Annotated in this window: 25 protein-coding genes; 11 read left to right on the top strand and 14 right to left on the bottom strand. The window is 63.1% G+C overall.

What is annotated here, in order from left to right:
- Positions 1-13: 13 nt before the first annotated feature.
- The 5 genes from meaB to HFX_RS03865 form a co-directional block, all read right to left on the bottom strand.
- The gene (gene meaB / locus HFX_RS03885; protein WP_004057428.1) at positions 14-1,165 is read right to left on the bottom strand and encodes a methylmalonyl Co-A mutase-associated GTPase MeaB; all 1,152 of its coding nucleotides are present in this window, start codon (positions 1,163-1,165) and stop codon (positions 14-16) included.
- Positions 1,166-1,167: 2 nt separating this feature from the next.
- Positions 1,168-1,587 (bottom strand): cobalamin B12-binding domain-containing protein, encoded by a 420-nt coding sequence (locus HFX_RS03880; RefSeq protein ID WP_004057429.1) that lies wholly within the window; start codon positions 1,585-1,587, stop codon positions 1,168-1,170.
- Between the two features lie 61 nt (positions 1,588-1,648).
- Positions 1,649-3,469: a S9 family peptidase gene (locus tag HFX_RS03875; RefSeq protein WP_004057430.1), complete on the bottom strand. Its 1,821-nt coding sequence runs from the start codon at positions 3,467-3,469 to the stop codon at positions 1,649-1,651.
- Positions 3,470-3,510: 41 nt separating this feature from the next.
- Positions 3,511-4,233, bottom strand: coding sequence for a hypothetical protein (locus tag HFX_RS03870; protein ID WP_004057431.1), 723 nt, complete (start codon positions 4,231-4,233; stop codon positions 3,511-3,513).
- A 15-nt stretch (positions 4,234-4,248) separates the two neighbouring features.
- On the bottom strand, positions 4,249-4,506 hold the full coding sequence (locus tag HFX_RS03865; protein ID WP_004057432.1) for an MTH865 family protein: 258 nt from the start codon (positions 4,504-4,506) through the stop codon (positions 4,249-4,251).
- 189 nt (positions 4,507-4,695) lie between these two features.
- On the opposite strand from HFX_RS03865, the gene HFX_RS03860 reads away from it, so the two are divergent.
- The 3 genes from HFX_RS03860 (at position 4,696) to HFX_RS03850 (ending at position 7,080) form a co-directional block, all read left to right on the top strand.
- Complete coding sequence (locus tag HFX_RS03860) at positions 4,696-5,136, top strand: DUF5518 domain-containing protein (RefSeq protein ID WP_004057433.1); 441 nt, start codon at positions 4,696-4,698, stop codon at positions 5,134-5,136.
- Positions 5,137-5,292: 156 nt separating this feature from the next.
- Complete coding sequence (locus HFX_RS03855) at positions 5,293-6,339, top strand: M42 family metallopeptidase (RefSeq protein ID WP_004057434.1); 1,047 nt, start codon at positions 5,293-5,295, stop codon at positions 6,337-6,339.
- Between the two features lie 123 nt (positions 6,340-6,462).
- Complete coding sequence (locus HFX_RS03850; protein WP_004057435.1) at positions 6,463-7,080, top strand: halocyanin domain-containing protein; 618 nt, start codon at positions 6,463-6,465, stop codon at positions 7,078-7,080.
- A 94-nt stretch (positions 7,081-7,174) separates the two neighbouring features.
- On the opposite strand, the gene HFX_RS03845 is transcribed toward HFX_RS03850, so the two are convergent.
- From HFX_RS03845 to HFX_RS03835, 3 genes are all read right to left on the bottom strand, one after another.
- Positions 7,175-8,233, bottom strand: a complete 1,059-nt coding sequence (locus HFX_RS03845; protein ID WP_004057436.1) for a glycosyltransferase — start codon at positions 8,231-8,233, stop codon at positions 7,175-7,177.
- Positions 8,234-8,318: 85 nt separating this feature from the next.
- Positions 8,319-8,951: a DUF420 domain-containing protein gene (locus HFX_RS03840; protein WP_004057437.1), complete on the bottom strand. Its 633-nt coding sequence runs from the start codon at positions 8,949-8,951 to the stop codon at positions 8,319-8,321.
- A 242-nt stretch (positions 8,952-9,193) separates the two neighbouring features.
- The gene (locus tag HFX_RS03835; RefSeq protein WP_004057438.1) at positions 9,194-10,240 is read right to left on the bottom strand and encodes an NAD(P)-dependent glycerol-1-phosphate dehydrogenase; all 1,047 of its coding nucleotides are present in this window, start codon (positions 10,238-10,240) and stop codon (positions 9,194-9,196) included.
- A 158-nt stretch (positions 10,241-10,398) separates the two neighbouring features.
- Here HFX_RS03835 and HFX_RS03830 point away from each other — a divergent pair, with 158 nt between their 5' ends.
- Positions 10,399-11,271 (top strand): alpha/beta hydrolase, encoded by an 873-nt coding sequence (locus HFX_RS03830; protein ID WP_004057439.1) that lies wholly within the window; start codon positions 10,399-10,401, stop codon positions 11,269-11,271.
- Positions 11,272-11,332: 61 nt separating this feature from the next.
- Here HFX_RS03830 and HFX_RS03825 read toward each other — a convergent pair whose 3' ends face one another.
- From HFX_RS03825 to HFX_RS03810, 4 genes are all read right to left on the bottom strand, one after another.
- The gene (locus tag HFX_RS03825; RefSeq protein ID WP_004057440.1) at positions 11,333-12,016 is read right to left on the bottom strand and encodes a LysE family translocator; all 684 of its coding nucleotides are present in this window, start codon (positions 12,014-12,016) and stop codon (positions 11,333-11,335) included.
- Between the two features lie 64 nt (positions 12,017-12,080).
- Complete coding sequence (locus tag HFX_RS03820; RefSeq protein ID WP_004057441.1) at positions 12,081-12,776, bottom strand: TMEM165/GDT1 family protein; 696 nt, start codon at positions 12,774-12,776, stop codon at positions 12,081-12,083.
- A complete protein-coding gene (locus HFX_RS03815) occupies positions 12,773-13,471 on the bottom strand; it encodes a metal-dependent transcriptional regulator (protein ID WP_004057442.1) in 699 nt (232 codons plus the stop codon). The genes HFX_RS03820 and HFX_RS03815 overlap by 4 nt, the downstream gene beginning before the upstream one ends.
- A 147-nt stretch (positions 13,472-13,618) precedes the next feature.
- On the bottom strand, positions 13,619-14,788 hold the full coding sequence (locus HFX_RS03810; RefSeq protein ID WP_004057443.1) for a threonine synthase: 1,170 nt from the start codon (positions 14,786-14,788) through the stop codon (positions 13,619-13,621).
- A gap of 94 nt (positions 14,789-14,882) precedes the next feature.
- Here HFX_RS03810 and HFX_RS03805 point away from each other — a divergent pair, with 94 nt between their 5' ends.
- On the top strand, positions 14,883-16,163 hold the full coding sequence (locus HFX_RS03805; RefSeq protein ID WP_004057444.1) for an NAD(P)/FAD-dependent oxidoreductase: 1,281 nt from the start codon (positions 14,883-14,885) through the stop codon (positions 16,161-16,163).
- 26 nt (positions 16,164-16,189) lie between these two features.
- Here the strand turns inward: HFX_RS03805 and HFX_RS03800 are convergent, their stop codons facing one another.
- On the bottom strand, positions 16,190-16,882 hold the full coding sequence (locus HFX_RS03800; protein WP_004057445.1) for a metallophosphoesterase: 693 nt from the start codon (positions 16,880-16,882) through the stop codon (positions 16,190-16,192).
- Positions 16,883-17,071: 189 nt separating this feature from the next.
- On the opposite strand from HFX_RS03800, the gene HFX_RS03795 reads away from it, so the two are divergent.
- Positions 17,072-17,851, top strand: coding sequence for a DUF7839 domain-containing protein (locus HFX_RS03795; RefSeq protein ID WP_004057446.1), 780 nt, complete (start codon positions 17,072-17,074; stop codon positions 17,849-17,851).
- A 53-nt stretch (positions 17,852-17,904) separates the two neighbouring features.
- Here HFX_RS03795 and HFX_RS03790 read toward each other — a convergent pair whose 3' ends face one another.
- Complete coding sequence (locus HFX_RS03790) at positions 17,905-18,504, bottom strand: J domain-containing protein (protein ID WP_014732184.1); 600 nt, start codon at positions 18,502-18,504, stop codon at positions 17,905-17,907.
- 304 nt (positions 18,505-18,808) lie between these two features.
- Here HFX_RS03790 and ppsA point away from each other — a divergent pair, with 304 nt between their 5' ends.
- The 5 genes from ppsA (at position 18,809) to metG (ending at position 26,055) form a co-directional block, all read left to right on the top strand.
- Positions 18,809-21,076 carry a phosphoenolpyruvate synthase gene (gene ppsA, locus HFX_RS03785; protein WP_004057448.1) on the top strand — a complete coding sequence of 756 codons (2,268 nt, stop codon included), beginning with the start codon at positions 18,809-18,811 and terminating at the stop codon, positions 21,074-21,076.
- 73 nt (positions 21,077-21,149) lie between these two features.
- On the top strand, positions 21,150-21,893 hold the full coding sequence (locus tag HFX_RS03780) for a CPBP family intramembrane glutamic endopeptidase (protein WP_004057449.1): 744 nt from the start codon (positions 21,150-21,152) through the stop codon (positions 21,891-21,893).
- 126 nt (positions 21,894-22,019) lie between these two features.
- Positions 22,020-23,093 carry a tyrosine decarboxylase MfnA gene (mfnA, locus tag HFX_RS03775; protein WP_004057450.1) on the top strand — a complete coding sequence of 358 codons (1,074 nt, stop codon included), beginning with the start codon at positions 22,020-22,022 and terminating at the stop codon, positions 23,091-23,093.
- A 72-nt stretch (positions 23,094-23,165) separates the two neighbouring features.
- Positions 23,166-23,732, top strand: a complete 567-nt coding sequence (locus HFX_RS03770) for a YqaA family protein (protein WP_004057451.1) — start codon at positions 23,166-23,168, stop codon at positions 23,730-23,732.
- A 241-nt stretch (positions 23,733-23,973) separates the two neighbouring features.
- Positions 23,974-26,055 carry a methionine--tRNA ligase gene (metG, locus tag HFX_RS03765; protein WP_004057452.1) on the top strand — a complete coding sequence of 694 codons (2,082 nt, stop codon included), beginning with the start codon at positions 23,974-23,976 and terminating at the stop codon, positions 26,053-26,055.
- Positions 26,056-26,079 lie beyond the last annotated feature (24 nt).

Below are 26,079 nucleotides of genomic sequence, written 5' to 3'. Positions count from 1 at the left end.
GAGACGCAACCCGTCAGTCGTCTCGGTCTTCGAGACACTCCCGAATTGGTTCGAGCACGTCCTCGGCGACTTCGTAGGGGTCAGTTTCCTTGTCGACGACGGCGTCGGCGAAGTCGTCGATACCGCCCCGACGTTCGATTTCCGCTTCGAGAAGCCTGTTCACGTCGCTTCGGAGCAGTTGCCGAATCTCCTCGCTTGCGCGTTGACGCGCTTTTTCGGTCAACTCGCCCGACTCCGAGAGGTAGTCGTAGTGGTCATCGAGCGTCTCGACGAGCGTGTCGATTCCCTCGCCGGTCGTGGCAATTGTCTTGATGACCTTCGGAGTCCACACGGGGCGTGCGACCTCCGCTGCCGCATCCTCGTCGCCGTCGTGGCCAGCGGTGTCGTGGCCGTTGGTATCGTTGTGGCCATGGGCATTGTCGCCGTGGCCGTGGTCCCCACCGTGTCCGTGACCACCCGAGTCGCCGAACGCGCCAGCACCGTGGTGACCCGTGTCGAGATTCGCTCGCGGGTCGTCACGGAGGTGAATCATCTCCTCTAATTCGGCGACGGTGCGCGAGGCACCCTCCATATCGGCTTTGTTGACGACGAACACGTCGCCAATTTCGAGGATACCAGCCTTGAGCATCTGCACGTCGTCGCCGCTGCCGGGTTGGACGAGGACGACGACCGTGTCTGCGGTCTTCACCACGTCCACTTCGTTTTGGCCCGCGCCGACGGTTTCGATGATGATACGGTCTTTCCCGAAGGCGTCGAGCGCCTTCACGGCGTCTGCGGTCGCAGTCGAGAGGCCGCCGAGTTGCCCGCGAGCGCTCATCGACCGGAAGAACACGTCCATGTCGCCGACGTTCGAGGCCATACGAATACGGTCGCCGAGGACCGCCCCGCCGGTGTACGGCGAGGACGGGTCGACTGCGATGACGCCGACGGTCTCGCCCTGGTCGCGGTAGTATTTGGCGAGTTTGTCCACGAGCGTGGACTTCCCCGCACCGGGGCTCCCCGTGATGCCGACGACCGAGGCCTGGCCCGTGTGCGCGTGGATTTCCGAGACGAGGTCTCGGTAGCCGGATGTCTGTGACTCGATTTTCGTGATGACGCGTGCAAGCGCGCGATGCTCGCCGGCGAGGAGTCGCTCGACGAGGTCGGATTCGACCGCCCGATTCATCGTCACGCTCGTTCGGGCGCGTTTTCCTTCACGAAGTCGATGGTCTCCTGCATCGGCGTTCCGGGACCGAAGATGGCGTCGACGCCTTCTTCCAGGAGACCGGGGCGGTCCTCTTCAGGGATGATACCGCCGACGATGACCAGCGTGTCGTCGAGTGCGCCGTACTCTTCGAGTCCGTCCATCACCTTCGGGACGAGGGTGTTGTGCGCGCCCGAGAGGATGGAAATCCCGAGCACGTCAACGTCCTCCTGGACCGTCGCCTGAATGATTTCGTCTGGGGCACGGTGGAGACCCGAGTAGATGACCTCGAATCCCGCATCGCGGAAGGCGCGAGAGATTACGTGTGCTCCACGGTCGTGGCCGTCGAGTCCCACCTTGGCGATGAGACACCGGATGGTTCGCTGTTCGGAGTCCGCGCTCATATAGACAGAGCTTCGATGGCCCGCGTTTTGACTCTAACGGAAAATCAGGTAGGTTGTGGAGTCAGTTCGAGGCCGCGCTACCGACGTATTCTTCGAGGAAGTCAGCAATCTGCGAGTACGCCTCGATTCGGTTCTCTAATTTAGAAAAACCGTGTCCCTCGTCGTCGAAGATGAGTTCTCGGACGTGCGCGTGCTCACGGGCGTTCTCCACGAGTTGGTGTGCCTCGCTGACGGGAACCCGTGGGTCGTTTTCGCCGTGGAGGACGAACAACGGCGCGCGAATCTTCTCGATGTTGTTGAGCGGTGAGATAGATTCGAGGAATTCGCGGTCGTCTTCGAGCGAGCCGTATTCGGCCTCGCGGAGTTCACGCCGCCAGTCGCCGGTGTTTTCGAGGAACGTGACGAAATTGGCGATGCCGACGATGTCGATACCGGCGGCCCACAGGTCGGGATACTCGGTCATCGACGCGAGCACCATGAACCCGCCATAAGAGCCGCCCATCGCCACGACTTTGTCCGGGTTGACAGCCGGGTGGTCGTGGAGCCACTCGACGCCCGCTTCGATGTCGGCGACCGAGTCCATCCGGTTTTCCACGTCGTCGAGGTGGCCGTAGGCCTTCCCGTAGCCCGCAGAGCCGCGGACGTTCGGCTCGAAGTAGGCGTAGCCGCGCGAGAGGAAGTACTGCTTGACCGCCGAAAACGACGGGCGACGCTGGGATTCGGGGCCGCCGTGGATATCGACGATGACGGGCGTCTCGCCCTCGGGAGACTCCTCCGGGAGCGTGAAGAACGCGGGGATGTCGCGGCCGTCGAACGTCGGATAGTGGACGAGTTCGGGCGGGACGAACGTATCCCGTGGGATGCCCGCGGTTGCTGCACGCGTCCATCGCTCGGCTTCGCCGGTCTGTAACTCGACCACGTAGACGTTGGCGGTGTCGGCGCTGGCGGTGACTGTAACCGCGGCGCGATGGCCGTCCGGCGAGAAGGAGACGCCGCCTGCGACACCACCCGGTAGGTCGGGTTCGGGGAACGCATCGATTTCGTCCGGGGCGATGAGTTCGCCGAACGTGAGTTCGGTGTAGCCTTCTACGTTTCGCGTGTAGACGAGTCGGCGCGACTCGTGGTCGATGCTGACGCCCTCCAGTTCGTAGTCGCCGCCGGATTCGACGACAGTGAACCCGCCGTCTTCGAGGTTGTATCGGACGAGTTCGAGCGTGTCGCTCCCGCGGTCTGTCACCATGTAGATGTTCTCCCCGTCCGGACCCCACTCGGGACTCTGGAACCGAACTGTGCCCTGATGCGGCGTGATATGGGTTAGTTCGCCGGTCGTGAGGTCGAGGACGGACACGTCCTGGTCGAAGTTCGAGTACGCCTCTTGGACGATGAGCTTCGAGTCGTCGGGTGACCAGCCGCCGAGAGTGAGCCAGCCGTCGCCCTCGTGGACGAGTTCGGCGTCCATTCCCGTTCCGTCGCGGGCCTGCACGTACACGTCGAAGACGGCGTTGTCGCGGCGGTTCGAGGTGAACGCGAATCGGGTGCCGTCGTGGCTCCAACCACCCCATCGGTGTTTGGCATCCGGATGTTCGGTCAGGTTTTCGATAACACCACTGTCGGGTTCGAGACGGAACAACTGTTCGCGCTCGTTGCCGCCTTTGTCCATGCCGAAAATCAACTCGGGTCGCTCGGGAGACCACGACCCGAAGGTGACGCGTTCCTCGTAGAAGGTCCGCTGTTCGGGCCAGACGCCCGGTCCGTTGACTGTCCATACCTGCGGGACGCCCGTCGTGTCCATGAGAAACGAGAGGCGGTCGCCGTCGGGTGCGAAGGAGGCTCCGTAGGCGCTCCTGATGTTCAGGTAGCGCTCGATATCGTACGTTCGCATACCACAAGGGTTGACGCGGTGACGAGAAATCGGTTTGGGTGTCAGAAGTCCGAAAGCCGTGTCTCTTCTCGGTCGGTCCACCCGCGCATCTTCGCGTACGCTTCGGGATTCGTGGGAACGCCCTCGGTGTTCAGGAGCCGTTCGGGAAACAGTTCGAAAGCGATGCCGATGAGTTGGTACTCCAGTTCTTCGAGATACGGTCGAGTATCGGGGTATGGGCCTTCAGTGCCGACTTCCCACGGTTCGACCCAGAAGTAAACCGGCTCGCGGAGGGTTGGTGGGTCGGTGGTGTCGAACAACTCCGCAACCCAGTGGTTGTATTTTTGTGACGAACCCTCGCGGAAGATGACCGCTGAGAGGTCGCCTAAGTGGTAATCGTTGGCGTACCCCCATCGCGCGAGTTTCCCGTCGTTAGTCTCGATACTTCGCAGGTTACTGTTGAGGTCGGTCCCCGAGGCACCGAATTTCCCGCACTTACCGAGGTATCGCGGGACGACCTCGTCGCCGTCGAGGGTGTACATCATGTAGACGAGACCCTCGTAGCGACCGTTCCGTCGCTCGTGGTCAGCGACGACGCGGCCGCCGGCTTCACGAAGCATGCGCTCCATGCGCTCGCTACGACGGAGAATGAGACGGTCGTCGCGACCGTACTCGATAGTCTCGACGGTTCCGTCACTGTTAGTCGCGAAAAGTTGTGTCGGGTCTGCAGCGTCGACGAAGCGGTCGACCCAGCGTTCCCAGAGTACGCGTTTCGTATCCGTCACGGCGTGGTGCCGTGATTAAATCATGTCTTCAGCCTTGAGTCCGTCGATGACGTCATCGACGAGACTCTCGGCGTCTTCGTAGGGGAATTCCTGATGCTTGCCGAGCTTTGCGGCGAGTTCCATCGCCGTGATGGTCGTGTCGCCGGCTTCGAACTTCGTGCCCGGACCGTTCGGGAGAGCGGGGACGAGCGACATCTGGTTGTCCACGGGGAAGCTTGCATTCGAGAACGCATCCATGAACTGTTCGCGGAGTTGAGATTCAGCGTCTGACATACTATCTATCTACGCATTGATGTGGAAAAATATTCCGGAACAACCAAAAACAGATTGGTAGTTTCCCACGACAGCACGGGTTGACTTCGAATAGCGTGGGGATGTGAAAAGGGTCCCCGGAGACGGGCAATGGGGTCTCGGTCGTGTACTTGCTACACAGTTATCACGATAGAATGTCATTCTTTACTCATGTCCCTCCAGTCCCTCCACAGCACGCTCACAGACCATCCGTGGGCGTATGCGCTCCCCGTCGGCGGCGTCTGTGCGTGGTACGTGTTCGTCACGTCCTGGCAGTCGTCTCCGGGGAGTCTCCCACTCGGTCCCGTGCTCCTCGCCAGTTTCGTCGGTGGATTCCTGTTCGAACATGGGTCGGGAGACGCCTCGGGCGTCGGGTTCCGAACCGGAATTGTCGGGGCGCTTCCACTCGTCTGGCATTCACACCGAGTGTTCCCGTACATCGCCGGGTTAGACCAGCCAGCGTGGTTCGGCGTCGTGCAAGCGATGCTGATACTGTTCGTCACGGTCGTCATCGTCGTTTTCGCTGGGGCGTTCGGGATGCTCGGAGCGTTTGTCGGTAGCTGGGTCGCTACCAAAACGTCCCGTCGCGGCCCCGCCGTCACCGGAGAGTGACCTGTAGACACACGACGATGGGCTTTCAGATAGAGTTCGCCGGAGAGTCCACCATGCCACCCTTCCGTCACAAGCGTGCCCACCCCCAGTCTGTGAGAGGCGGCACGGTCGCCCGGGACTGATGGACTTATCTACAACGGCAATTCATGCAAATTCATGGACTTTGATTTCGACCGACTGAAGCAACTCACCGAGACCAGTGGCGTCCCGGGCTACGAGGACCGTATCCGCGCGCTCGTCCGCGAGGACCTCGAAGAAACGACGGACCGCGTTCGTGTCGACCCGATGGGCAACGTCGTCGGCACCATCGAGGGCAAAAGTGACTACGAGGTCGCCGTCGCCGCCCACATGGACGAAATCGGCTTCATGGTCCGCCACATCAACGACGACGGCTTCATCCAACTCGACGCGCTCGGCGGCTGGGACCCCCGCGTCCTGAAGGCCCAGCGCGTCACTGTCCACACTGAAGACGAGGACCTTACGGGCGTTATCGGCTCCGTCCCGCCGCACACGCTCACCGAGGAGCAGAAGAAGAAGGACCCGAAGGTCAAAGACGCGTACGTCGACGTCGGTCTGCCCGCCGAGACGGTCAAAGAGACCGTCTCCGTCGGCGACCTCGTGACGATGGAACAGACGACCGTCCGCATGGGCGACCACATCACGGGCAAGGCCATCGACGACCGCGTCTGCTTGTTCGCTATGCTCGAAGCCGCCCGGCGCATCGAGGACCCTGACGTAACCATCCACTTCGCAGCAACGGTGCAGGAAGAAGTCGGCCTCCGCGGCGCACAAGCACTCGGCGTCGACCTCAACCCCGACCTCGCACTCGGTCTCGACACGACCGTCGCAAACGACGTGCCCGGCTTCGACCCGGCAGACTTCGTCACCGAGCTCGGCGAAGGTGCCGGTATCAAACTGAAAGACTCCAGCGCCATCGCCAATCCCAAAATCCACCGTCGCCTGCGCGACGTGGCCGAAACGAACGAAATCGACTACCAGATGGAGCTGCTCCCCGCTGGCGGCACGGACACCGGTGGCTTCCAGAACACCTACGGCGCAAAGCCGGTCGGTGCCATCTCGATGCCGACGCGCTACCTCCACACCGTCACGGAGAGCGTCCACGAGGACGACGTGGTCGCCTACATCGACCTCCTGACGGCGTTCTTGGAGAGCGAGACGGGCGAGTTCGACTACACGCTCTAACTCGGTCGTCACAAGAGCGCCCCATCAAACGACGGTGGGGACCCGTCAAATTGAGGCGCGGGTTCCCTCGGACGACGGACGCGAACCAAAGTATTCACTACAGGCCCACACCAAGCGGCGGACATGACCGACGGCAACGTGGATATGTCTCGGCGGGCGTTCCTCGGGGCGGCCGCTGGCGGCGCGGCGGTTGCCGCCACTTCTGGCACGGCCGCGGCGCAAACAGAAGAACCTGACTTCGGCGGCTACCTCGACGGAGTCAATGGAGGTTACGAGGACCTCCGCGGACAGAGTGAGGTGACCATCAAGGTCGGCGCGGGAGACGGTCTTTCGTTCTCACCGGCGGGCGTCTGGATCGACCCCGGGACGACCGTGACGTGGGAGTGGACCGGTGAGGGCGGTGCCCACAACATCAAGATGGAAGAAGGCCCCGCGAGCCTCGACTCTGGTGCGCCCGTGAAGGAGGCTGGCACCACCTACGAGTACACCTTCGAAGAGGGTGACGCCGGCATCTCGAAGTACTACTGTTCCCCGCACCAGACGCTCGGCATGCTCGGCGCAGTCGCCGTCGGTGGCGACGTTGCAACCGTCGAAGTCGGTGGGGGCGGTGGCGCAAATCTCCCGCGAGTCCCCGGCAGCGCGAAGGCGCTCGGCGTGGCAACGAGCTTTGCGATGGTCGCAACGCTCGGTCTCGCGTACTTCTTCATGAAGTACGGCGGCGACTACGACATTCAGGACTAATCTCGTCGTCGCGTTTCTTCGTTTTTTACCGGCCGTGAGCGGGGGCGCTGTTCCGGGACAGCTACTCACGTCTCGAAATCGACCGCCGTCCGTCTCAGAAGAAGCCGTAATCGTCGATTTCCGCTTCGTACACCGACTCGTACTCGTTGACGACGTGCCGGAAGTCGTAGCGGGCGTAGTCCTCGTCTATCGTCTGGTGGTCGAAGCCGCGGGCAGCAACGATTTCGTCCGCAAGTTCCTGCGGGCTGGTGACGAGCGACCCGCGTTCGCGACCCTCTACGAGTTCGTGGGCCGACGACCGGGCTTGATACTCGACGATGCTCACACAGCCACAGGCGAGCGCCCAAAGCAAGTTCGTCGCGAAGGGTTCGACCGTCGCCGTCTGCGCGAAGACGTGTGCGCCTTTCATAATCGGCACCGCCTCGTCAGCCGGGAGTTCGCCGACGAACTCGATTCGGTCGTCGATGCGAAGGTCGCGGGCGGTCTGCTCGGCGGTCGAACGCTCCGGACCGTCGCCGATGACGACCGCAGACCAGCCCTTGTCTCGGAGTTCCGCGAGCGCGAGCAGGAAGCTCTCGACGTTCGCGTGCTCGTCGAGTTCGCGCGCGTAGACCACGTCTGCGCGTTCTTCGGCGTCGGCCTCACGGACGAGGTCCATGTTGATGGGTTCGGGCACGACTCGCGTCGCGGATGTGGACGCGCCCAACTCGCGGACCTGCGTGCGGACCATCTCGGAGGGGACCAAGACGGCGTTCGGTGCTTTGGCCGCGCGCGTGTATGCTCGCGACCCGCCTCGGCTGTCACGGTTCCACCAGTCGGCGACGACGGGTGTTCGGAGGAACCGTGCCGCAGTTTTGACTGCCGTGACGTGCGACGGTGGATAGCTCGCCACCTGAATCACGTCGGGTGAGATTTCGCGGAGGACGAAGGGAACTTTCGAAGCGAATCGACCGGACGACGGCGTCTCAGTCACGCGGTAGTAAGTCACGTCGTTCTGTTTGAACTCGACGACCTCGCCGTCCCACCACTGGGCACAACAGACGAATACGTCGTGGTCGCGCTCGGCGAGGAGTTCCGCCGTCCGCCGAAGCCGTCTCGTTGCACCCGTCTCTTCGTGGTGTGTCGTGTACATCGAGACGAGCGCGACTCGCATATTCGCCGCCACTACGTGCCGCGATAAAAATCCACAGCTTTCGTGGCCGCGATTCGAGGGGAGTGTCCGGATTTGCGGGCGGACTTCAGAAACCGACGAGCGGGGCGACGAGGGTGCCCGCCGCCGAGGCGACGTACTCCCAACTGTAGATCTGATTGAGCAGGAGGTAGGTTACGACGCCGAGCGCGAGCGAGACGAGCCACGCACCGGCGGCGATGCGGCCGACCTTCCGGTGTGGCGTCTCGGTCCGAAGTTCGCGCTCGGAGTGAGTCAGACCGAGGACGAGTGCGTAGAGCACGACCGGAACCGACACGATAGAGAGGATGATGTGAATCGCCAGCATCGCGAGGTACGGGTAGTACGCGAACGTCGGGCCGACGAACTCTTTGGTGCCGCCGCCGCCGATTTTCGCGAGATACATCACGAGGAACACGAGGATGAGCGTGAACGAAGTAACCATCGCGGTGGCGTGTTTTTTCACCTCGTTGCGCCGAATCCAGCGCCAGCCAGCCGCGATGACGAGGACGTTGATGGTGTTGACGACAGCAATCGCGTCCGAAAGGAGGTTCACCTGTTCGAGCGACAAGTCGGGAAAGACCCTGCCGGGGACGAATCCGAGGAAGGTGCCGACGACGACAGCGTAGCCGACCACCGAGAGGACAGCAGTCGCGGCCGCGGGGTGTTCCTTCAGCGGATTGCCGGCGCTCGCAGTTGCCATGACCAGGGATTAGGAAGACGGTGTAATCCCTCTTCGGGTTCGGAACGGGAAGAGGTTGGACAAGACAAGCGTGGAAGTCGCTCTGATTCGGACTGTAGCGAGCGAACGGAGTGAGCGAGCTGCGGCCTTTTCCCTCCGCCGTGAGACGCGGCGCATCTCACGAGCCTTCGTTCGTTCACGCTCACGAGGACAGGTTTTTGCGCCGAGTGGTCGCCCCGCAACCCGAGGCGTTAAAAGGTGGTTTAGATAACGCCAGTAATCGTCGCCGCCTCGATGGCCGCGTCCTCGCTGACGCCGTCGCCGAGGATGGTGTAGCGGTCGCGAATCTCGTGGGCCGTCGTCAGCGCCTCGATAACCGTCTCGCCGTCGATACCGAGTTCGTCGGCCGTCGTCGGCGCGCCCATCGTCGAGAGGGCGTCGCGGATATCCGTCCACTCGCCGCGAGGGCCGCTGTGGAAGTATTCGGTGAGGATAGAACCGACGCCGACCTGATGGCCGTGGAGCGCGCGGCCGGGGGCGATGCGGTCGAGTTGGTGAGAAAAGAGGTGCTCAGCACCCGAGGCGGGCCGGGACGACCCGGCAATAGACATGGCGACACCCGAAGAGACGAGCGCCTTCGTGACTATCCACGCGGACTCTTCGAGACCCGGCTTGATGGAGTCGGCGCTCTGGACGAGCATCTCGGCTGTCATCTGTGAGAGCGCGCCCGCGTATTCGGAGTATTCGACATTCTTCAGGCGGTGGGCGAGTTCCCAGTCCTTGACCGCGGTGTAGTTCGAGATGATGTCCGCACAGCCCGCGGTCGTGAGTTCCCACGGAGCCTCCGCGAGCAGTTCGGTGTCGGCGACGACAGCCAGCGGCGGGTCGGCGGCGACCGAGTGACGCGTGTCGCCTTCGGGAATCGACGACCGGCCGGAGACGATGCCATCGTGGCTCGCCGCCGTGGGGACCGAGACGAATCCACAGTCGAGGCGGTCGGAGGCCATCTTCGCCACGTCGATGGGCTTGCCGCCACCGAGGGCGATGAGATAGCCGGCGTTCTGCTCGCGCGCCTGCTCGACGACGCGCTCGACCGATTCAAAGCTCGCACGGTCCAACGAGACCGACGAAATTCCGTCGAACTGCGCGCGAATCCGGTCGCCTGCGATGCGCTCCGGCGTCGGACTCGTGACGAGGAACGGCTCACCCGAGAGGTACAACTCGTCGACTGCGGCCGAGAGGTCGTCGAGGACGCCGTGGCCCTGAAGCACGTTCCGAGGGAGTTTGATCCACGTCGACTTGTCGAACATACGCGGGAATCGGCCACGGTGGTTCATAGTGTTTCTCGTCTCGACGGGTCGGCTATCGGGGGTTGTGGGAACTATTCGTCTACGTAGCAGACCGTAGTTTGATTTATTATGTTTCGGTGCGCACGAAACTCCACCCGCCGAGTGCGGGATGATAACTCATGGCAAGCAGACGACGATTCCTCGCGACGACAGCAGCAGCACTCTCCGGACTCACGGTCTTCGGTGCCGCTCCGGCGGCCGCCGCGTCGGTTCCGCACGTCTCGACGCGTGACCACTTCGACAACGAGGCGAATCTCACGTCCGGCCACACTGCCCACGACTACGGGACTACCGGTGACGTTCCGTGCATCGACACCGATAGTGTCTCAGATTTGACTGTATTCGTCCACGGGTGGGACAAAAACAGAGACGACCCCGAACAAGCGGCCCTCGACAAGATAGCGAAGGCCGACACGAAACTGGACGAAGCCGGATACGACGGCGCAGTCGTCGGCTACACGTGGGACAGCGACAAAGGAGAGGGCATAGACTACGGATGGTACGAAGCGCAAGAGATCGCCCAGAAGAACGGCCGCAAACTCGCGCAGTTCGCACTCGATGTCAAGCGCGCTTCGCCCGGAACGAACACCCGGTTTGTGAGCCACTCGCTCGGCGCACAAGTCATCTTCAGCACGATTCGGACGCTTAACAATCGCAACGACTGGACCGACTTGGGCTACAAAATCGAAACGATGCACCCACTCGGCGCGGCCACGGACAACGAGGTGCCCGGAAAGGAGGAGAGCCGCGCGACCTACGAGGCGATTCGCGACCAGACCGGTGCCGTCCATAACTACCACAGCGCGGCCGACGATGTGCTCCAGTGGGCATACAACACCTTCGAGTTCGACCAGGCGCTCGGAGAGACCGGCATCGAAAGCGGTGACACGCCACCTACGAACTACACGGACCACGACGTAGAGAGTCAGGTCGGCGACGACCACTTTAGCTATCTCGACACGCTCGGCGACGACATCGTCCGCGACATGTGAACCGGGGCACCGAGCGAATTCGAGTTCGCTGTTTTTCTGCGAAAAAGGTGAGACTGCGTTGTCAGAGAACGAGCGACTGCACCGCGTCCCAGATAAAGCCGACGCCGAATCCGCCGAGGACGAGCGCGCTAACCGCGGCGACCGTCGGGGCGAACGAATCAACCCGCTTTTCCGCCGCGACGAGCGCCGCCGGGAACCCGGTTGCCCAGATGGTAATACCGGTGAAAAAGCCGATAATGAGCGCCGGACTTCCCGTCTGGACGATGAGGAGGTTCGACAGCGACTCGCCGAGGTAAGGCATGTGAGAGAGCACGTCGACTGTCCCGGTTTCGAGCAGTCCGACGCCGATGGTGAGCCAGAAGAGAATCTGGTACGGATTCGTCAATGCGAGCACGAACGCCTTCGAGAACCCGGCACTGTCGGCGTGGGGGTCAGCAGCCTCGCGGAACGTCGTATCCATCTCCTGTGCCGCGCCGTAGGCGAAATAGAGCATGAGGACACCACCGACACCGACCATCAGCGCCTGCAACGTCGGGAACTGATTGACGAACGCGACGAGACCGAGCGCCGCGAGCACGAAAAAGAGGGCGTCGGCGCTCATCGCACCGAGTCCGGCGCGGGTACCGGCAGACCAACCACGGACGACGCTTTCCTCTGCGATGACGGCGTTCATCGGTCCCGGCGGGGCGGCGAGCGCGAGGCCGAAGACCACCCCGGCACCGAGAGAGGGGAGGACGGTAGACATGAATCACTCATAGGGTCGAATCCGTGAAAAATACCGCGAAATCGACAGCGGTGGGGGAACTGGGTCAGAAGAGACCGAGAACGGTGCTGCTCACGATGTCGATGAACTGCTCCCAAATCGAGATTCCGGTGAAGATGTTGAGAACCGTATCGAAGGCGAAAAAGCCGAAGAGGGCGGCTGCGCCGAAGTACGCTTTCCGCGTGTCGAACCGGTGGGAAAAACGGTGGAAGAAGTACGCGTTAGCGATGCTCACCGGGACAATCGCAAGCATCTCACCGGCCCAAATCGCGGGGTGTGCGCCGTACTGCACGGCGAGTCCGATGGTGACGAGTTGTGTCTTGTCGCCGAACTCGCCAGCGGCCATCATCACGAAGATGGGGAGAAAGCCACCGAACCCCTGACCGGACAGTTCGTGACCGAACACGCTCAGCGTGGGTTCGGTCTCTGCGACACCACCGTCGGTACTCGCAGGGGTGCTACCGCGCGACGGGACAGACCGAAGCAAGAGTACTGCGAAGAGCGCGAACAACGTTGCGGTGACGGCGTCGAGCACAACCGGTGGAAGCGCGTTCTTGAGCGCGTTCCCGAGGGCGATTTCGAAAACCGTCCAGACGCCGAACGCCGAGCCAGCCGCTGCGACGACGATTTTCGGGTCGTACCGCGTCGATAGTCCGGCGATGATGAACTGGCCCTTCTCGCCGGGAAGCACCGCGAGTTGAGTGACGAGTGCAACGACGAGAATCTCTGCCCAGCCAGTCACGCGGGTGACACCCCTTCGCCATCACAGGATTCGTCGGGCGGGCGGACGCGGATGGTCTGTGCGACGGCTTCGGGAAGGCTCTGTTCGCGGTCGCTGTCCAAGACGCGAACCGTGACCATGCCGAAGGGTGCGATGTCAGTTATCTCGATGGTCGTTCCGGGTGTGACCCCTGCTTCGGAGAGGTACTCTAACTCCTCTGGGTCGCGGTCGCTAACGCGACAGACGACGAGTTGGTCACCGACTTCGTGGTCCACGAGCGCCGTCATCCCCGACGAATCCGGGGGCGTGAGGTCGGCGCTTGGGATGGGGTCGCCGTGCGGGTCGACCTTGGGTTCGCCGAGCGCGGCGGCGACACGTCGTTCAAACTCCTCGCTGATGTGGTGTTCGAGCGCGTCGGCCTCGTCGTGGACCTCGCTCCACGAGTAGTCGAGATGTTCGGTGAGATACGCCTCGAGCAGGCGGTGGTGTCGAAGCACTTCGAGCGCGACGGTTTGTCCCTCGCCGGTCAGTTCGACGCCCTTGTATTTCTCGCGGTCGAGAAGTCCGCGGTCTTCGAGTTTGCCGACCATGCTCGTCACCGTCGGCGGCGTCTTTCCGAGGTATTCCGCGATGTCAGAAGTTGAAACAGGCGGCCCGTGTTCCAATTGGAGTGTGTAAATAGCCTTCAGATAGTCCTCCATCACGTCGCTCAACATACCCCGAATTAGACGTGTCTAAACCAAATATCTGGTGGAGCGTATCGGCGTTCGAGACGCGGACTATCACGAAACTGTGACACCGTCAATCGCGAATCGAGACGCCGATTGTCCGGTAGGACAGAACCGCTGTGCCGTGGATTCCGCCTAGATTCCTTGACCCATCAGGTGACTACGGAGGATATCGGCGTTTTTCGTCCCGGATTCGGTGTTGACGGCGACGACCGTCTCGTCTGCATCGAACTCGTCCGCGAGGTCCCAGATGGCGGCGAGGGCGACGCCACCGGCCGGACCGACTTCGACGCCCGCAGTTTGCGCGGCGGTGACCGCCGATTCGAGGGCGTCGTCGTCGCTGACGGAGACAGCGAGGCCGTCCGATTCGCGCAGGGCACGGAGCGCGAGCGACCCGCCAGCGGGGTCGGGAATCTCCAGTTCGCCGACGATAGTGTCGGGGTGGTTCCACGCTTCGTGGTCGTCGTTGTCGGCCTCCCACGCGGTGGCGATAGGTGCACATCCGATAGACTGGGCGGCCACGAGTCTGGGGACGTCATCGACGAGACCCAACTCGGCAAGGTCGCGGAAGCCCTTGTAGACGCCGTAGATGAGTTCGCCGGTGGCGACGGGGACGACCACCCAGTCCGGGACTGACCAGTCGAGTCGCTCGGCAACCTCGTAGGCGATGGTTTTCGCACCCTCGTGACGGTACGGATTGTCGAACTCCTGAAGCGTGAACCAGTCGCTTTTGAGCTTTTCGTGAAGTGCAGAGAGCGCCGCGGGATAGCGCCCGCCGACGACCTTCATCTGGCCGCCGTGGACGTTCACCATCGCTTTGTTCGGGAAGGGCGTCCGCGATGGGACGAACCCGTACGAGCGAACGTCGATGAGACCCGCGTAGGACGCCGCCGACTGCGCGCCGTTGCCGGGCGAAGCGTGCGCGACGACCTCGGCGTCGGCCTCGCGCGCAGCGGTGAGCGCGAGCGAGAAGCCACGGTCGAGGAACGTGCCGGTTGGGTTTCGGCCCTCGTCTTTGATGAGGAGTGTGCCGACGCCCGTTTCGTCACCGAGCGCCGTGGCCGCCACGAGCGGCGTCGCGCCCTCGTTCGCCGTCACCGGGTCGGAAAAGGGGAGTAGTTCGCGGTAGCGCCACATCGTATCGAAGGGGCGCTCTGCGAGCGTCTCGGCGTCCCACTCGACTGCGTCGAGGTCGTACGTGGGGTCGAGCGGCGCGTCCGCATCACTCGGCCCGGTCGCGGCGGCGTCGTATTCGTCGCCGGTTTCCGTACACACCAGCCCTGAGAACGTGTCGGAAGTTCGCATAGGCGACCCTTTCGAGGGGAAGAACTAAGCCCTTCCCGTCGGGCGATGGCCGCCACCCGCAGGGGCTTTGTGTCGTCCGTCCAAGGAACGGGATATGGATGATAGCCACATCGTGGTCGTCGGCGCGGGACTCGCGGGCCTCGTCGCCGCACGACACCTCGCTGTCGATGGGGCCGACGTGACCGTCATCGAACGACGCGACGACGTTGGCGGACGGGTGAGAACCCGGACGAAAGACGGGTTTACGCTCGACCGCGGGTTTCAGGTCCTCCTAACCGGCTACCCCGCAGTCCGGCGAGAACTCGACTTTGACGCCCTCGACCTCCGGCCACTCGCCCCCGGAGCCACCATCTGTCGGCCGAGTCGCCGGTCGGTCCTCTCCGACCCCCTGCGCGACATCAACGGCCTGTTCGACTCCCTCCGAAATCCGGAGGTGACGACGAGCGACAAACTTCGAACGTTGGCACTCAGACAAGACGTGAGCACGCGCGACGAAGGGGAGATATTCGACTCGCCGGACCAGAGCATCCGCGCGTACCTCCGCGATTGGGGCTTCTCCGAGGACTTCATCGAGCACTTTGTCGCTCCCTTCTACGGCGGCATCACACTCGACCGGTCGCTCTCTACCTCGAAGCGGGTGTTCGAATACACCTTCAAGATGCTCGCTACCGGGCGCGCCGCAGTTCCGGCCGACGGGATGCAGGCGATTCCCGAGCAACTCGCAGCGACCGCCCGCGACGAAGGCGCAACCATTCGACTCGGCGAACGCGTCGAGTCGGTCCAGAGCGACGCCGACGGCGCGGTCGTCGCGACAGACGACGAGTCAGTCGAAGCCGACGCGGTCGTCGTCGCGACCGATCCCAAAGAGGCGCGCCGCCTGACGGGCGTGGGGTCGATTCCGACCGACGCACGCGGCTGTGTCACCCAGTACTACACGCTCCCGACCGGAAGCGGTCTCGATGCGGGCAAGCGAATCATGCTCAACGCCCCCAATCCAGACCCCAATACAGTCGTCCCGCTTTCGACTGTCGCGCCGGAGTACGCCCCGCCGGGAAAGGAACTGCTGAACGCGACGTTCCTCGGGGCTGCCGCGCAGGACGAGTCCGAAGAAGAACTCTTCGAGAAGACGCGCCGGACACTGGAAGCGTGGTATCCGGAGCGCTACTTCGACGACCTCGAACTGCTGCACACTGATTACATCTCCTTCGCACAGTTCGCCCAACCGCCGGAAATTCACGATTCGCTTCCGGACCATCGGGACGCGCCCGGTCGAACCTACCTCGCCGGCGACTACACCGCATGGTCGTCGATTCAGGGCGCGATGCGGAGCGGCAAGGAGGCGGCAGACGCCATCCGCGACGACCTCTCGACGTAGGAAGGACGGTACACACCTCCGTCAGTTTAAAACAACCGACGAAGCTCGCCCAACGGCGGGAACGTGAGCGTCTCGTCAGCATCCTCGTCACGCACGAGCGGGCGAAAAATGCTCGCGTCGCTGACGAGCGGAGACTGGAACTCCCCCGCACGCATTCGGTTTACTTCGACGCCCGCCGCGAGACGAGTGAACGACGGGAGCATCAGCACGTCCGCCCCGCGGTACGCGCCGGGACCGTAGAGCACGCAGGGTCGTGTCCGGCCTTCGATAGTAATCGTCGGGTGGTCGTGGCCGACGACGTGAAGGTGCGACTCGCCGTCTGGATGGCGGTGTCCATGCGAGACGAGCGTCCCGTCTCCCAGTTCGAACTCGTCGTGAACCGTGCCGGACCACGCCTCGGAAAGCATGGTATCGTGGTTTCCGGCGACGAACACCGGATGTGCTTCGGCGTCGGTACACACTGACGCGAGGGCTGACAGCGCTGATTTCGAACGCTCAGTAACCCGGTCGAATCGGTGGAGCACGTCGCCCGCGAAGACGACCTGTTTTGGCTCGAACTCGTCGCAGAGCGTTGCCAATCGCTCCGTGAGGTCGGCTCGCTCGCCGAGTGGGAACTCCACGTCGGAGGCGTCGGCACGGCCGATGTGCAGGTCGGCGAGGACGAGCGCGCCTGTGTCCGAGAGGTACACGGCGCGGTCGCGGACGGTGACGCTGGGCACGATGAAAGACAGGGGAGACAGAGCCAAATCATCACCGGACGGTGACGGGTCGCCTGTCGTCCTTCGAGGTTGTAGTGCTCCGACTGTCATATTCCAATGTGTAGTGACCCGGCCGTCGGACTCCGGCATGCCGCGAATACGCGCGACTGAGTAGGGGCCTTTTTACTCAGTGCCACCTACTTTTGTGACATGACCGGCGCCCTCGAGGACAAGCGCACCGCAACTCGCTTCCGCATCCTCGCCGAGATTGCCGACCGTCAACCGGCCGTGAGTCAACGGGAAATCGCCGAAGCGGTCGGCGTGACAAGTCAGGCAGTCTCCGAGTACATTCGGGACCTCGTCGAAGACAACCTCGTCGAAAAAGAAGGACAGTCGCGTTACCGCGTGACAAAAGAGGGAGTCGACTGGCTCTTTCAGGAGGCACGCGACCTCCAACGGTTCGCCGAGCACGTCACCGACGACGTGTTAGAGAGCGTCAACGAGGACGCCTACATCGCCACCGACGACGTGTCGGCGGGCGAGACGGTGACCCTCTCGATTCAGGATGGGCTCCTCCACGCCGAACCCGGCGAAACGGGACCGGCAATCGGCGTCGCGACCACCGATGCCGAGGCGGGCGAAGACGTGAGTGTCACCGGATTCGAGGGCGTCATCGAGATGGACCCCGGAGCCGTGAACGTCCTGCAAATCCACCCTGCTCGGCTCGGCGGAAGCGCCGAAGCCAACCTCGACGAACTCGCTGCGAGGTGCGACGAGGCGGACATCGTCACCGCCAGCGGCGTCGAAGCAGTCGTTGCGTGCCGCCACGCCGATGTCGACCTCGCAACGTGGTTCGCACCGGGCGAAGTTGCGGCCGACGCCGCCGCTCGCGGATTAGATGCCGTCGTCGTCGCCAGCACCGACGCCTCCGGGCGCGTGACCGACGCGCTTCGCGATGCTGGCGTTATGTTCGAAGTGACAGAAGCATAGTGTAGCACACGTCGTCACGTCGCGGCCGTAGACGCTGCGTATTCCTTTACTTCTCAGTTCTCCGTATGCTCTCGCGCCATCGTGTACGCCTCTCGTAGCTCTCGGAAACGCTCTCTGTCACCGCCGTGGTCTGGGTGAACGTCTTTTACTTGTTTACGGTAGGCATTGCGGACTGCATCTGACGAGGCGTTCACTGGGAGGTCCAACCTGTCGAAAGCCGCGGAAATTGGGTCATCGAGGTCGGCCAGTTCGGGTTCGAGGTCCGGAACGTCGAAGGGAAGTCGCCGCCCGAGTTGGCTCCCCGGCATTTCGTGTTCGCACAGGACTGCGAAGACGCCGGCGCGTTCGAGACGGAAGAACGCCTGCGCGTCGAACGTGATTGCCACGCCGCGTTCCGGCAGATAGAACGCCACGGTCTCGCCGTGAATTGGTCGGTCTTCGACGAATCGCTCGTCGATGGCGGTGAGGTAATCGCGGATTTCGAGTCGGCGGCGACCCACACCGTCGATGTGCGGGCCGCGAGAGACCTGGCGGTCCGGGAAGAGACGGCCACCGACGACGAAGACGCCGGCGACGACGACAGAAGCGATTGCACCCACCACGAGGCCGACGACGAGCCACGAGGGGAGCAGGAAGACCCACTCCGGAAGCACGCTAGAAATCACGTGACGAGTGAACATGAACCTCTCGCTGCCAGACTTTGATTGCCACTGGGACCCCAGTGAAAGTTACCGCAGTCGGTGTAGTTTTTGTAACTGAAAAATAATGTTCTCAGTTACTGTCGAGGATAACTGAAATTTATCGACACCGGACATTGCCGAAAACGCCACAAAGCGAGGCTAGCGGTCTTCTTTCGGATGATGCAACAATTTCATACTCGGCTCCGAGTGATTTTTCATTCACTCATGTCCCGTTCGCAAACTTCTTTATTGGTGTGTGGGACCATACGAATACCACATGGCTGTAGTCTGGCTGGACGACGTACGGGCCGACGACCTCGACTTGGTCGGCGGCAAGGGCGCGTCGCTGGGCGAACTCACCGGTGCGGGACTTCCTGTCCCCCCGGGATTCGTCGTGACGGCGAGCACGTACCGCGCCTTCATCGAGGACGCGGGAATCGACGACGAACTCTTTTCTGCGGTCGAAGTCGACCACGAGGATTCCGCGGCGCTGAAGGAGGCACACGAGGCGGCCCACGAACTCATCATGGGCACGCCGATTCCTGACGACGTTCGCGAGGAGATACTCGACGCCTACCGCAGCATCGGAGAGGGCGACGCCTTCGTCGCCGTCCGGTCGTCCGCGACCGCGGAGGACCTTCCGGACGCTTCGTTCGCGGGACAGCAGGAAACCTTCCTGAACGTGACCGAAGACGAACTGCTAGAGCGCGTCAAGGAGTGCTGGGCGTCGCTGTTCTCCGAGCGCGCCATCTACTACCGCAACCGGAAGGGCTTCCCCCACGACAAGGTCGACATCGCCGTCGTCGTCCAGCAGATGGTCGACGCCGAGAAGTCGGGCGTGATGTTCACCCGTCACCCCTCGACCGGTGACATGAAAGTCATCATCGAGGCCGCGTGGGGCCTCGGTGAGGCAGTCGTTTCCGGAACCGTCTCCCCCGACAACTACGTCGTGGGCCGCGAAGGAGGCGAGGTCGAAACGGCGACCATCGCCGACAAGAAGACGATGTGCGTCCGCGACGAAGAGACGGGCGAGACCGTCATGCGCGACGTGCCAAACGACCGTCGCCACGACCGCGTCCTCACGGACAGCGAGGTAGACAGACTGCTCGAACTCGGCGAACTGGTCGAAGACCACTACGAGTCGCCACAGGACGTGGAGTGGGCGGTCTACGACGGTGACGTATACATGCTCCAGTCGCGTCCCATCACGACCATCTCCGAAGACGGCGGTGGCGAGTCCGCAGGCGAGAGCAAGCGCTCCACCGAGGCAGGCGACGATGTCATCATGCGCGGTCTCGGTGCGAGTCCAGGAATCGCTTCCGGCCGTGCCCGCACCGTGACGAAACTCGACCACCTCGACCAGGTCGCCGAAGGCGACATCATCGTCACCGAGATGACGATGCCCGACATGGTGCCCGCGATGAAGCGTGCCGCGGGTATCGTCACCGACGAGGGCGGCATGACTTCGCACGCAGCCATCGTCTCGCGCGAACTCGGCGTCCCCGCAGTCGTCGGTACCGGCGATGCGACGACTACCCTCGACGACGGCGAAATCGTCACCATCGACGGCGACAAGGGGACCATCCGCGAGGGCGAAGAACCCGAGGAGAAACAGCGCCAACCGGTCGAAGAAGCACGGCCCAAGACGCCCGTCAAGCCCATGACCGCGACGGAGGTCAAGGTCAACGTCTCCATCCCGGAGGCCGCCGAACGCGCCGCCGCAACGGGCGCAGACGGTGTCGGCCTGCTCCGAATCGAGCACATGGTCCTGACGCTCGGTAAGACGCCCGAGCGGTTCATCGAGCAGAACGGCGAACGCGCATACGTCGACGAAATCGTCTCCGGCGTCCGCGAGGTCGCAGAGGAGTTCTACCCGCGGCCGGTCCGCGTCCGCACCCTCGACGCGCCGACCGACGAGTTCCGCCAACTCGAAGGCGGCGAAAACGAACCCCGCGAGCACAACCCGATGCTCGGCTACCGTGGCATCCGCCGCGGCCTCGACAACCCGAACAACTTCCGTCTCGAACTACAGGCATTCCGTCGCCTGTTCGATATGGGCTACGACAACGTCGAGATTATGTTCCCCCTCGTCAACGACGCGGAGGACGTGCTTCGGGCGAAAGAGCACATGATCGAGGCGGGTATCGACCCCGAGAAGCGCGAGTGGGGCGTCATGATAGAGACCCCCGCCGCCGCACTGGGCATCGAAGAGATGGCTGACGCTGGTATCGACTTCGCCTCCTTCGGGACGAACGACCTGACCCAGTACACGCTCGCGGTCGACCGCAACAACGAGCACGTCGCTAACCTCTACGACGAACTCCACCCGGCCGTGCTCAAACTCATCGGCGATACTGTCGATGCGTGCCGCGAGGTCGGCGTAAAAACGAGTATCTGCGGACAGGCTGGTTCGAAGCCCAAGATGGTCCAGTTCCTCGTCGACAAGGGCGTCAGCTCCATTTCGGCTAACATCGACGCCGTCCGCGACGTACAACACGAGGTCAAACGCGTCGAGCAGCGTCTCATCCTCGACTCGGTTCGCTAGGTCAGCGACCAGTCAGACGCTCGTCTTTTTCTTCGCGCCGCACGTCTCTCTACGGGAGAGGTTCTGATTCGTTATGGCTGCCGAAGTCGACAGGTCACCGTCTACGCGGACGAGCGTGCCGGCCCGTCTCCGCGCTATCGCCGTCGCGCTCGTAACTGTCGCTGTCGCGCTCTTTCTCGGCACTGTCTTCACCATCGCCGTATTCGTCCTCCTTCTCTCGCTCGGTCTCGTGCTGGATACCACCACATCGGTGTTCGTGGTCGCGGCGTTACTCCCCTCACAACTCGCCTTCGCCGGCGTTGGTCTCCTCGCCATGCTCGCGCTGCTCGGCAGCGTCTCGGTCCGCACTCCGACGCGGGGCGACCTCGTGTGGGTCGCGCTCGGTCTCGGCGGAAGCTTTGCCGCCGTTGCGGTGCTCGTCATCATCTCGACGGTTGTCGACCTCGGTCCGCTCCAGTCGGCCGTCGGCGAGGCGGCCACGGTCGACCCGGAGCTACTCGTCGCGCTCGCGGTCCTATCAATCCTCGTTATCGCGCCCGCCGAAGAGTTCCTCTTTCGTGGGGCTATACAGGGCCGATTGCGGAAGAACTTCGGCCCGTTCGGAGCCATCGGGATTGCGAGTGCAATCTTCGCCTCGCTCCACGTGTTCAACTTCATCGGCGGTGGCATCGTCGTTCTCGTTCCGGTGGCGGTGCTGTTTCTCGTTGGGGTGGTACTCGGCTACGTCTACGAGCGAACCGGGAACCTCGTCGTTCCCATCGCGGTTCACGCGCTCTACAACGCGACGTTGTTCCTCTCGGCGTTCGTGACCGTATGAGTCGTTGTCCGTACTCCTTCACCTGTTGACAATTGTTCATTCATCTTCGAGTACTGTTTTCCCTTGTGAGACGATGCGTCGCACTGGAGCGGAACCGATATACTGGGTGTGGTTATACACAGAGTCATGCAGCGCGCGGCACCGCAGGAGTTCGACCGCGTCCTCTCTTCGATGTGTACCCAACCGCATCCGGCCGCCCGCGAGGCCGCAGAGCGGTTCCTGGCAACCAACCCCGGCGACCCTGCGACCTATCAGGCCGTCGCCGCCCTCGAAGAAGACGCTCTCTCGTATCTCGGCGAAATCACCGGGCTTTCGACCCCCCACGGCTACGTCGCCAGCGGCGGGACCGAAGCCAATATTCAGGCCATCCGTGCCGCGCGGAATCACGCCCGCGACGACGACCCGAACGTCGTCGCACCCGAGAGCATTCACTTCAGTTTCCAGAAGGCCGCCGACGTACTCGGCGTGGAGTTGCGAATCGTCCCCGTCGACGAGGACTTCCGCGCGAGCGTCGACGCCGCCCGCGAGGCTGTCGATGAACACACCATCCTCGTCGCTGGCGTCGCCGGAACGACCGAGTTCGGTCGCGTCGACCCGATTCCCGAACTGACTGCCCTCGCCCACGATGTCGGTGCGCTGATGCACGTCGATGCCGCGTGGGGCGGCTTTATTCTCCCCTTTACCGACCACGAGTGGTCGTTTGCACACGCCCCCATCGACTCGATAACCATCGACCCGCACAAGTACGGACAGGCGGTCGTCCCGGCGGGTGGACTGCTGTTCCGCGACAAGGAAGTCGTCGATTCGCTCGCGGTGGATACGCCGTACCTCGAATCCGCGTCGCAGGCGAGTCTCACCGGGACGCGAAGCGGAGCGGGCGTCGCCTCCGCCGCCGCCGCGATGCGCGAACTCTGGCCCGACGGCTACCGCGAGGTGTACGAGAAACAGCAGGAAAACGCCGAGTGGCTCTACGGCGAACTCCGCGCCCGTGGCTACGACGCCGTCGAACCGGAGTTACCGCTCGTCGCCGCGCGCCTTCCCGACTCGGAGTTCGAATCGCTCCGGGACCTCGGCTGGCGCATCTCACGAACTGCGACCGGTGAACTCCGAATCGTGTGCATGCCGCACGTCACCCGCGAGTCGCTTCGGGCGTTCCTCGCGGACCTCGACGATATTCGGACGGACCCGGCACGGAACTGACACGAGCTTCGAGACGGGGTGAGGCCGGTCCAAACCTGAAAACTTACAACTACCTGGCTTCGACCCACATCCGTGCCCATCACTGCGCTCGCATCGCTCGCGGACCTGACCCTCAGTCTGTCTGCCGATTTTTCGTGGCTCACGTCGCTCGTCGAGACCGCGACGGGGTGGGTCGGATTGGCCGTCATCTTCGTGTACTCGTTCCTCATCGCCTTTGCTCTCCCGGGCGTAAGCGAAATCGTCCTCGCGGCACCGCTCGACCTCGGTCTCTCACGGGGCGCGCGCCTCGCGCTCATCATCCTCGTCAGCGGGGCCGGGAAGGCCGCCGGAAGCGTCTTCGCGTTCCACATCGGTCACCAGACGAAGGAGTCCGGTTACTTCGAGAAGGCGCTCGCGCGCCTTCCGGTGGACGTGATGGGCTGGACCGAACGCAAGGCCGTTACAATCGCCCAAGACTGGGGCTTTGCGGGCCTCGCGGCCGCCCTCTGCGTCCCGGGGTTCCCCGACACGCTGTCGATTTACGCCTTTTCGGTCCTCGAAGACGACTACCTCAAGTTTGCGGCCGCATCGTTCGTCGGCTCCTGTGGACGCCTCCTCGTGACGCTTGTCGGCGTCGAAGCGGTGCTCGCGTTCCTCTGAAGTCAGAGCCGCGTCTTTTATGTTCGTTCTCGCACTCAGTATCGGTGTGACCGCGATGGGTCTCCCCGACAACATGCGTATGTGTGCTTCCTTTTAGCCACGGGTGGACCCGCTTTCGACCGCCGGCTCGGTAACGCGAGGCGGAGGCCGAACCCGGCGAACTCCGGGGCGATGCCGTATCGACCGACAGACACATCCGAAGCGGCGGGCTTTAGGCCCGCTTCCGAGATACACGACACATATGAGTCACGAGGACTTCCCCACGGAGAACCCAGCGGTGGTGACGTGTGGGTTGCCGTACGCCAACGGCGACCTCCACATCGGCCACCTCAGAACGTACGTCGGCGGCGACATCTACAGTCGCTCGCTGCGAACACTCGGCCAACAGACGGCCTTCGTCAGCGGGTCCGACATGCACGGCACGCCCGTCGCCGTCAATGCCGAGAAGGAGGGCGTCACGCCCGAGGAGTTCGCGCTTCGCCACCACGAGAAGTACGAAGCGACGTTCCCCCGATTCAACATCGAGTTCGACAACTACGGCCACACCCACGACGAGACGAACACCGAACTCACCCAAGAAATCGTCAAGACCCTCGAAGCCGAGGGCTACGTCTACGAAAAGGTGATTCAGGTCGCCTACGACCCCGACGCCGACCAGTGGCTCCCCGACCGATTCGTCGAGGGAACCTGTCCGTACTGCGGCGAACACGCCCGCGGCGACGAGTGTGACGAAGGCTGTGGTCGTCACCTCGAACCCGGCGAAATCGAGAACCCGACCTCGGTGCGTACCGGCAACCCCGCCGAGTACCGCGAGCGCGAACACAAGTTCTTCGCCGTCTCCGACCTCCAAGAGTACCTCCAGGAGTTCATCGACCGCCTCGAAGGAACGTCGAACGCGCAGAACCAGCCTCGCGAGTGGATCGAAGGCGAACTGCAGGACTGGTGTATTACCCGCGACATGGACTGGGGTATCGACTACCCCGACGGGGACGAAGAGGACTTCGTGCTCTACGTCTGGGTCGACGCGCCCATCGAGTACATCTCCTCGACGAAGCAGTACACAGCGCGTGTCGGTGCCGACACCTTCGACTGGGAGCAGGCGTGGCGTGAGAATGGTGACATCGTCCACATCATCGGCCGCGACATCATCCAGCACCACACTGTCTTCTGGCCGGCGATGCTCCGCGCCGCCGACTACGCCGAACCCCGGGCTGTCATGGCCTCCGGGTTCATCACGCTCAACGGAAAGGGCTTTTCGACGTCGCGGAACCGCGCCGTCTGGGCCGACGAGTACCTCGACGAGGGCTTCCACCCGGACCTGCTTCGGTACTACCTCGCCACGAACGGCGGGTTCCAGCAGGACGTGGACTTCTCGTGGTCGAAGTTCCGCGAGCGCGTGAACAGCGAACTCGTCGGCACGGTCGGGAACTTCCTCTACCGCTCGATGCTCTTCGCGTACCGCAACTTCGAGGGCACCCCGGAGACCGACACCTCCGAGGAAGTCGAAACCCGCATCGAGGAAGCCGTCGAGGAGTTCGAAGCCGGAATCAACGACTACTCGATTCGCGAATCCGGCAACGCCGTCGTCCGCCTCGCGCAGTTCGGCAACGAATACATCCAGCGGAACGAACCGTGGCAACTCACCGACGAGGACCCCGAGCGGGCCGCACAGGTCATCCGCGACTGCGTCCAGATTGCGAAGGCCATCTCGGTCCTGTTCTACCCGGTCGTCCCCGGCAAGATGCAGGCGCTCTGGGAGCAACTCGGCGAAGACGGCGCGGTAGCGGACGTTGGCGTCGACGCCGCGTTCGAGGCCCCCGCCGACACCTTCGGCGAACCCGAGGCACTCTTCGAGAAAATCGAGGCCGAACGCGTCGAGGAACTCAACGAGAAGCTCGAAGCGCGCGTCGCCGCGACTGAATCCGAAAGCGAAAGCGAAGAGTCGGAGGAGGACGCCGACGAGAGTATGGAAGACTCCGACCTCGAATTCGAGCCTATTGCCGACGACCGAATCTCCTTCGAGGAGTTCCAGAACCTCGACCTCCGCGTCGGCGAAATCGTCGCCGCTGAAGGCATCGACGGCGCGGACAAACTCGCAAAGCTGACCGTCGATATCGGCGTCGAAGAGCGCCAAATCGTCGCCGGAATCAAGCAGCTCCACGACCTCGAATCGCTCCCCGGCACGAAGGCGATTATCGTCGCCAACCTCGAAAAGGCTGAACTGTTCGGCACGGAGTCCAACGGGATGCTCCTCGCCGCGGGCGACGAAGCCGATATCCTGACCACCCACGGCGACGCCGTCCCCGGTACGAAGGTCCAGTAAGCGCGACTCACCGCCCGTTCGGTC

Source organism: Haloferax mediterranei ATCC 33500, assembly GCF_000306765.2.
In the GTDB taxonomy this organism is placed as follows: domain Archaea; phylum Halobacteriota; class Halobacteria; order Halobacteriales; family Haloferacaceae; genus Haloferax; species Haloferax mediterranei.
Note: the sequence above shows the minus strand (reverse complement) of the source record. Positions and strands in the feature narration are given on the sequence as shown.

Bases quoted from the DNA above. Each gene is read 5' to 3' on its own strand.
- meaB (WP_004057428.1), bottom strand. From the start codon at position 1,165: ATGAATCGGGCGGTCGAATCCGACCTCGTCGAGCGACTCCTCGCCGGC.
- HFX_RS03880 (WP_004057429.1), bottom strand. From the start codon at position 1,587: ATGAGCGCGGACTCCGAACAGCGAACCATCCGGTGTCTCATCGCCAAG.
- HFX_RS03875 (WP_004057430.1), bottom strand. From the start codon at position 3,469: ATGCGAACGTACGATATCGAGCGCTACCTGAACATCAGGAGCGCCTAC.
- HFX_RS03865 (WP_004057432.1), bottom strand. From the start codon at position 4,506: ATGTCAGACGCTGAATCTCAACTCCGCGAACAGTTCATGGATGCGTTC.
- HFX_RS03860 (WP_004057433.1), top strand. From the start codon at position 4,696: ATGTCCCTCCAGTCCCTCCACAGCACGCTCACAGACCATCCGTGGGCG.
- HFX_RS03855 (WP_004057434.1), top strand. From the start codon at position 5,293: ATGGACTTTGATTTCGACCGACTGAAGCAACTCACCGAGACCAGTGGC.
- HFX_RS03850 (WP_004057435.1), top strand. From the start codon at position 6,463: ATGACCGACGGCAACGTGGATATGTCTCGGCGGGCGTTCCTCGGGGCG.
- HFX_RS03845 (WP_004057436.1), bottom strand. From the start codon at position 8,233: ATGCGAGTCGCGCTCGTCTCGATGTACACGACACACCACGAAGAGACG.
- HFX_RS03840 (WP_004057437.1), bottom strand. From the start codon at position 8,951: ATGGCAACTGCGAGCGCCGGCAATCCGCTGAAGGAACACCCCGCGGCC.
- HFX_RS03835 (WP_004057438.1), bottom strand. From the start codon at position 10,240: ATGTTCGACAAGTCGACGTGGATCAAACTCCCTCGGAACGTGCTTCAG.
- HFX_RS03830 (WP_004057439.1), top strand. From the start codon at position 10,399: ATGGCAAGCAGACGACGATTCCTCGCGACGACAGCAGCAGCACTCTCC.
- HFX_RS03825 (WP_004057440.1), bottom strand. From the start codon at position 12,016: ATGTCTACCGTCCTCCCCTCTCTCGGTGCCGGGGTGGTCTTCGGCCTC.
- HFX_RS03815 (WP_004057442.1), bottom strand. From the start codon at position 13,471: ATGTTGAGCGACGTGATGGAGGACTATCTGAAGGCTATTTACACACTC.
- HFX_RS03810 (WP_004057443.1), bottom strand. From the start codon at position 14,788: ATGCGAACTTCCGACACGTTCTCAGGGCTGGTGTGTACGGAAACCGGC.
- HFX_RS03805 (WP_004057444.1), top strand. From the start codon at position 14,883: ATGGATGATAGCCACATCGTGGTCGTCGGCGCGGGACTCGCGGGCCTC.
- HFX_RS03795 (WP_004057446.1), top strand. From the start codon at position 17,072: ATGACCGGCGCCCTCGAGGACAAGCGCACCGCAACTCGCTTCCGCATC.
- ppsA (WP_004057448.1), top strand. From the start codon at position 18,809: ATGGCTGTAGTCTGGCTGGACGACGTACGGGCCGACGACCTCGACTTG.
- HFX_RS03780 (WP_004057449.1), top strand. From the start codon at position 21,150: ATGGCTGCCGAAGTCGACAGGTCACCGTCTACGCGGACGAGCGTGCCG.
- mfnA (WP_004057450.1), top strand. From the start codon at position 22,020: ATGCAGCGCGCGGCACCGCAGGAGTTCGACCGCGTCCTCTCTTCGATG.
- metG (WP_004057452.1), top strand. From the start codon at position 23,974: ATGAGTCACGAGGACTTCCCCACGGAGAACCCAGCGGTGGTGACGTGT.